The 6865-nt window shown below is 47.9% G+C and carries 7 protein-coding genes and 1 riboswitch; all 7 genes read left to right on the top strand.

Annotated features, from left to right (window positions below):
* Nucleotides 1-394 (top strand): ADP-ribosylglycohydrolase family protein (locus HF921_RS10630; RefSeq protein WP_215893792.1); only part of this gene is annotated, 394 nt, incomplete at its 5' end.
* A 405-nt stretch (nucleotides 395-799) separates the two neighbouring features.
* Nucleotides 800-896, top strand: a riboswitch (guanidine-I (ykkC/yxkD leader).
* A gap of 4 nt (nucleotides 897-900) precedes the next feature.
* Nucleotides 901-1926, top strand: a complete 1026-nt coding sequence (locus tag HF921_RS10625) for an ABC transporter substrate-binding protein (RefSeq protein ID WP_215893791.1) — start codon at nucleotides 901-903, stop codon at nucleotides 1924-1926.
* 244 nt (nucleotides 1927-2170) lie between these two features.
* Complete coding sequence (locus HF921_RS10620) at nucleotides 2171-2803, top strand: ABC transporter permease (RefSeq protein WP_215893790.1); 633 nt, start codon at nucleotides 2171-2173, stop codon at nucleotides 2801-2803.
* Nucleotides 2803-3654, top strand: a complete 852-nt coding sequence (locus HF921_RS10615; RefSeq protein ID WP_215893789.1) for an ABC transporter ATP-binding protein — start codon at nucleotides 2803-2805, stop codon at nucleotides 3652-3654. The genes HF921_RS10620 and HF921_RS10615 overlap by 1 nt, the downstream gene beginning before the upstream one ends.
* A gap of 82 nt (nucleotides 3655-3736) precedes the next feature.
* On the top strand, nucleotides 3737-4450 hold the full coding sequence (locus HF921_RS10610; RefSeq protein ID WP_215893788.1) for an urea amidolyase associated protein UAAP1: 714 nt from the start codon (nucleotides 3737-3739) through the stop codon (nucleotides 4448-4450).
* Nucleotides 4451-4464: 14 nt separating this feature from the next.
* A complete protein-coding gene (locus HF921_RS10605) occupies nucleotides 4465-5100 on the top strand; it encodes an urea amidolyase associated protein UAAP2 (protein WP_215893787.1) in 636 nt (211 codons plus the stop codon).
* Between the two features lie 69 nt (nucleotides 5101-5169).
* The coding region (locus HF921_RS10600; RefSeq protein WP_215893786.1) for an ATP-binding protein at nucleotides 5170-6865 on the top strand (1696 nt) is incomplete at its 3' end.

Here is a 6865-nt window from a genome sequence, read left to right as displayed (position 1 = left end):
CGAAGGGATGCGGGCAGGCCAGTTCACGTCGCCCGACGCCTTACTCACGGCGGGATATGCCGCGCTGGCCGCCGCGGATCCCGACATCGTCATTGAACCCGCCTGGAAGGTGAGCCTGGTTTACGGCATGCCCTGCGCCATTTACCACCAACTGCCTGCGGCTTACTACCTGGCCAGTCGTTTCCGGGGAGATTATGAATCAGCCGTACTGCACGCCATCAACGGGGGTGGACAAAACATGTCCCGCGCGATGTTGACGGGTGCGCTCGTGGGCGCCCAGGTAGGTCTGGAGGGAATTCCCCGTCGTTTCATCGCCGGGCTGCGTGACGCCCAGCGCTATCTGGCGCTGGCTGCAGAACTGGAGCAATCGGCGATCAGACAGGAAACATTTTAACCCAGGGATGAGGTCGGTCATGGCAGGACTGAAAACCAGTCATTGGGCAACCGAAAAAGCCCGCAAAAGGGCTTCTGGTAGCAAGTCAGGGAGACTATGACCATGTGCACACTATCGGAGTTACGCTCTCCAGGAAGCCTCCAGATTCAGTCAGGCGTTCAATGTGACCTCGTGTACACGATATCAGGCAGAAACACAGCATCGGTTAGTGAGTTTTGATAGTTCCACAAAATAAGATCACGCATTTAACTAAATGGGCGATGCACCACTATGGTGCATGAAAACAAATTTTGCACCGTACTGGGATGTGTGAACACTTCGGTAAAATGAGCATGACACAGAGTTAAGTATTATTTTCATGATGTTACGGGTTTTTGGCGTTATGGCATGTTTTCTGCCTTCTAATATTTAGGATTCTAGGGTTCCAGCCTGCAAAGGTGATCGGACCGAGAGTTTCCGCCCTGCCGCGCAGGGTACACGGAGGGATAAAAGCCCGGGAGATAACAGTGAAAGCTGCTATCTCCCTTTTTTTTGGAGAAACGCGCATGAAAAAATTGAAGTCACTCTTATTGGCAGGAACGCTGACGTTGGCACCTTTTATACTATCTGCAAATGCGGATGCGGAACCTATCACCCTAGGTCTGAGTAACTGGCCCGGTTGGGTCGCATGGTACGTAGCTGAGCACAACGGTTATTTGAAGAAATACCACGCCGACTTCAAATTAGTATGGTTTAGCAGTTACATGACGTCAGTGGAAGCGCTCTCAGCGGGAAAAATAGATGCAAATTGCCAAGCCCTAATTGATACTCTGGCACCTGTGGAAAAAGGTGTTCCGATAAAAGTTATTTTAGTGACTGATAATTCACATGGTAATGACGCACTGATGGTGAATAACTCTATCACTATATTCAAGCAGTTGGAAGGAAAGAGCATTGCGGTTCGCATGGATTCCATAGAACAGTATCTCGATGAATATGCGCTAACGAAAAACAACATTCCAATAACATCCGTACACTTCATAAACATGTCAACAGGCGATGCGGCTGCAGCATTAATGGCGGGACGAGTAGACGCTGCAGGCGTTTGGAATCCGTGGATACAGAGAATTGAAGAGAAAAAGCTAGGGCATGCCATTTTTTCTAGTGCTAGTGCTCCAGGGGTCATTCCAGATGTTGTGGCTGCCCGTGAAAGCGTCTTGAAAGCATATCCTCAACAGTTCATAAACTTATCAAAAGCTTGGTTTGCTACTGTAAAATTCATCAAAGAACATCCAAAACAAGCGGCTGCTATAATGGCGCCACATGTCGAGTTATCTCCATCTGTTTATTTGACCGCATTGTCTGGGACACGCCTATTTGGACCAAAGTTAAATCTGGAGGCAATGAATCCTGAAGGCAAGGAAAAATCGGTTTCGCTCTATAAGAGCACCGACGATACCTCGGTTTTCCTTAAAAAGGTAGGAGCAATTTCTGCGAAACCTAACCCGACAAGCTTTCTTGATTCTGGATTTATCGAAAAGTCTGAAAAATAAGTGATATAATATTACCTGGATAATGTTGCTGCGAGCATGTATTTTTCATGCCAACTGCTAGCAGCTCTTGGCTCAACAAAAGTGAGATACGCTCATGATAGCGTTAACTAATATACGAGATTCAATTCCTCGCTGGGTATATATATCGTTTTCAATAGCTGGCTTTATAATTCCGCTGGCTGTTTGGCAGATAATATGTAATATGCACATTTTTAGTGCACTATTTTTGCCATCACCGGAGCGGGTGTTTAAATCGTTCGAAAGATGGACCGCTAGCAACCTGTGGGAGGATACCTATATAAGTGCATATCGCGTTGTCTCCGGGTTCTTGCTGGCGGCGGCCATTGGTGTACCAATCGGCATATACATAGGTACTTTCAAGATGGTTGAGGCGATGCTACAGCCGATAAATGATTTTATACGGTACATGCCGGCTTCGGCATTCATACCCTTGGTGCTACTCTGGATTGGTATTGGTGAATCTGCCAAAATTTCTATAATATTTATTGGGGTATTTTTCCAGATTGTCGTTATGGTTGCGGATGCTGTAAGAAACATTCCGCAGAAATACATTGAGGCTGCTTATACTATGGGCGCTAATAAAGGAGAGGTTCTGAACCATGTTATTTTTAAGGGTGCAGCGCCTGACATATTTAATATTTTGCGCGTTAACATGGGTTGGGCATGGACCTATTTAGTAATTGCGGAAATGGTGGCCGCAGATAGAGGGCTTGGCTTTGCTGTTTTGCAGGCTCAGCGTTTTATGGACACCCCCAAAATATTTGTCGGAATAATAATAATCGGTATTCTTGGCCTTTTGTTTGATCTGTCATTCAGAATTATGCATCGTATTTTTTTTGTATGGAGTTATAAGTGATGAGCGCTGGAGCGGTTGATATCAGCCATATATTTAAGTCATTCAGGATAAAAGAAAGAAAAAAGCTAGTCATTAGGCCGGTGCTGGATGATATTAATTTAAGCATTCGCCCAGGCGAAAAGGTTATGATAGTTGGTGCATCAGGTTGTGGAAAATCTACCCTGTTAAGACTTGTGGCTGGATTGGAGCAGGCAGCCGCTGGTTCAATATCCATAGATGGAGATGTGGTTAATGGGCCAGGGGCTGATAGAGGAGTAGTTTTTCAGCAATCAACGTTATTTCCTTGGATGACCGTGTGGAATAATATTATATTTTCCAGAAGACTGCGCATTAGTTTGAATTCGCGAGATGAACAGGTATCACGTGCTGTATACAGAAGTAATGCGTTAGTCACCCTGATGGGGTTGGAGCAGTCGGTAGAATCATATCCCAATCAATTAAGTGGTGGTATGCAGCAGCGGGCTAATATCGCCAGGGCTCTGGTATCCAGCCCAAAAGTCCTGCTGATGGATGAGCCGTTCGGTGCGCTTGACGCGCAAACTCGCGAAACTATGCACAAGGTGGTTAGTCACCTTTTTAGTGTCGAAAAAACGACTGTAATGTTTGTTACTCACGATGTCGAGGAAGCTATAGTTTTGGGTGACAAAATAATTGTTTTGAGCGCCAATCCAGGGCGTGTAGATAGTGTGTTTACGACTGAATCATTAAAGCGTGACGAAGATGGAATCGTCATAAAAAATGACTCTCTCTTTTTTGACTTTAAGGAACAGATATTGTCACGCATCAGAGAGACTAACACCTTGAGAGTGACCGCTGATCTTTTGCAAAGGGTCGCAAAAACATTGGTCTAGAATGTGTTCACGTATAATTTGTTGTTTGCTTTCTCTCAGGGCGTTCGATCGCGAAAGTTTACTGGTCAAAGGAGGTGGGTTTATGTCTGGAGAAATTATATGGGATGATTTTATCGTGTCTGGTTCACATAGTTCGTTCGTCATGAAGCGTAATACAGCGCTTAGAATTACCGATCTCGACGGCGATGGAAATCTGGTCACTCTCTTTTATAATAATGATAATAGATTAGAGCGGTATAACATGGCCGACACTCTTAAAGCTCAACATACTATTTTTTTGTCGAAGGGAAATGTTTGTTATTCTGATATGGGTAGAATTATTTGTTCTATAGTGGATAGCTCATGCGGTTGGCATGACACTATATCGGGTATGAGTAATGCCAAAACAGTCGGTAGTAAATACGGTATACTCAACTATCAAGAAGCGCGAAACGATATGCACCATAATGCTCAAGACGGGGCGCTTATTGAATTGTCAAAATGGGGTCTCGGCAAACAGGATTTGCTAGCGAACGTCAATTTTTTTAGCAAGGTCACTGCAGATGATTTTGGTAACTTGTCATTTGTTTCTGGCAATAGCCAGCCTGGAGATTTTGTAGATCTTCGATTTGAGATGAATACGCTGGTTGTTGTGGTGTCTTCTCAGCATGTGCTGGATCCGTCATCTCTATATTTGCCTAAACCATTTGCGCTTTCAGCACGGAATATTTCGACAGCGGGGCCGTACGATTTCTGCAGAAAATCCTGTCCAGAGAATGAAAGGGGTTTCTATAATACCGAACTGATCTTCAGATAGGAGGTTTATAAACGATGACTCAGAATAATGGCAGCTTTACACAGCGCAATATACTATATGACTTTGTCCTTAACGCAGGTGACTCATGGATACATGACGTGCTGGCGGGGCAGATACTACGCATTGTGGATCAGGATGGCAACCAATCAGCGGATACGCTGATATATAATTCCAATGATCCGTCTGATCGCTACAGCGCGACGGACACCATCACGGCCCAACGTAATATTTATTTGACCACCGGCAGTCGGTTGCTTTCCAATGAAGGCAATTTACTCATGACTATCGTCGAGGATACGTGTGGTCGCCATGACACCATTGGTGGTGCATGTTCTGCGGAAAGCAATACCGTACGATATTCTTTGGATAAAAAATACATGCATAGTTGTAGAGATAGTTTCTTGCTTGCAGCTATTAATTGCAATTGTCACTTAGGTAAACGTGACATCACCAGCAATATAAACTTTTTCATGAATGTTCCAGTGTGCGAGAATGGCACTCTCAATTTTGCGGACGGCGTCTCCGGCCCCGGTAAATATGTTGACTTAATGGCTGAGATGGATGTGAAAGTGCTGATATCAAATTGTCCGCAGCTCAACAATCCTTGCAATGCCTATAACCCAACGCCATTGCAGCTGATGATTTGGTGAATTGCGTGCGATGGCTGAGACGCCTCAGCCACCTTATCCGTTAGCAGGACGACCTGCCGAGCAATTGATATGTTTAATAAAATTCTTATAGCGAATCGCGGCGCGATCGCTGTCCGTATCATTCGCACCCTCAGGAAGATGGGGGTTCAATCTGTTGCTGTTTACTCGGATGCAGATCGATTAAGTCCGCATGTCCTCCTGGCCGACGAGTCAGTATATATAGGCGCCTCGCCCGCAGCTCTGAGTTACCTTCAAGAGGATGCCATTCTTCATGCAGCGCTCGCTCTTCATGTGGACGCTATTCACCCAGGTTATGGTTTTTTATCCGAAAACCCTGATTTTGCCTCTGCCGTAGAAAACGCCGGGATGGTGTTTATTGGACCATCGCCCGAGCAAATGCGTTCTTTTGGTCTGAAGCACACTGCACGGGAAATCGCACGCAGAAACGGCCTCCCCCTACTGCCAGGCACGGGATTATTAGCCGATGTCAACCATGCCATGGTGGAGGCTCAGCATATTGGTTTCCCTATCATGCTCAAGAGTACTGCGGGTGGTGGTGGGATTGGTATGCAGCTGATCTGGAGTGAGGATGCCCTGCAGGACGCCTATGCTCGAGTAGACCGCCTCGCGCGGGCCAACTTCAAAGAAGCGGGCATCTACCTGGAAAAATATGTACAGGCTGCACGTCACATAGAGGTGCAAATCTTCGGCGATGGAAAGGGCCATGTGGTACATCTTGGCGAGCGGGACTGCTCGGTTCAACGGCGTAACCAAAAGGTCATCGAGGAAACTCCGGCCCCTAATCTGCCCGAATCTATACGACATGCGTTGTGCGACACCGCAGTGCGCTTGATGCAGGGGGTCTGCTACCGTAACGCGGGAACGGTGGAGTTCGTGCTTGATGCAGACTCTGGTGACTTCTATTTCCTTGAGGTCAATACGCGTTTGCAGGTTGAGCACGGGGTGAGCGAAGAGGTCAGTGGCGTCGATTTAGTGGAGTGGATGGTGCGGCAGGCGGCGGGCGAATCACCTATTGCTGGCTATGTGCACTCAGCGCGTGGTCACAGTATTCAGGTGCGCCTCTACGCCGAAGATCCTGGCAAGAACTTCCAGCCCGCCGCTGGCATATTGAGTGAGGTGGTGTTTCCTCCGGATGCCCGGGTTGACACCTGGGTCGAGACAGGTAGCGAAGTCACGACATATTACGACCCCATGCTTGCCAAGCTCATCGTGCATGGCAGTGACCGTAGCGATGCGCTGGCGCGCATGCGATCGGCGCTGGATGCCACGCGCATTTATGGTTTTGAGACCAATCTTGGTTATCTCCGCCAGATTGTCAACGACGCAACCTTTGCGCAAGGTCGGCAGACTACGCGCTATCTCAGCGCTTTGGCCTACCATGCGCCCACGCTGGATGTGATTGAACCAGGTGTGCAGACCAGCCTGCAGGATTGGCCGGGGCGTCTGGGTTATTGGGATGTCGGCGTGCCACCATCCGGGCCGATGGATGCACTCGCCCATCGTGTGGCCAATCGCCTGCTCGACAACCCACCAGAGGCTGTGACCCTGGAAATTACCTTGAGCGGACCTACCCTCAAATTCAACGCCGACAGCGTCATCGCCGTTACCGGTGCCGATCTGTCGGTCGCACTCGATGGGCAGCCATTGGCGTTGTGGTGCAGCCATGCGGTACGTGCCGGCGGCGTGCTTAGGTTCGGTAGCCTGAGCGGCGCTGGCTGCCGCGCCTATTTGGCAGTGGCGGGCG

Origin of the sequence: Acidithiobacillus ferriphilus, from assembly GCF_018854775.1 — a bacterium.
Classification (GTDB): Bacteria; Pseudomonadota; Gammaproteobacteria; order Acidithiobacillales; family Acidithiobacillaceae; genus Acidithiobacillus; species Acidithiobacillus ferriphilus.
This window is presented reverse-complemented; position numbering and strand designations above follow the sequence as displayed.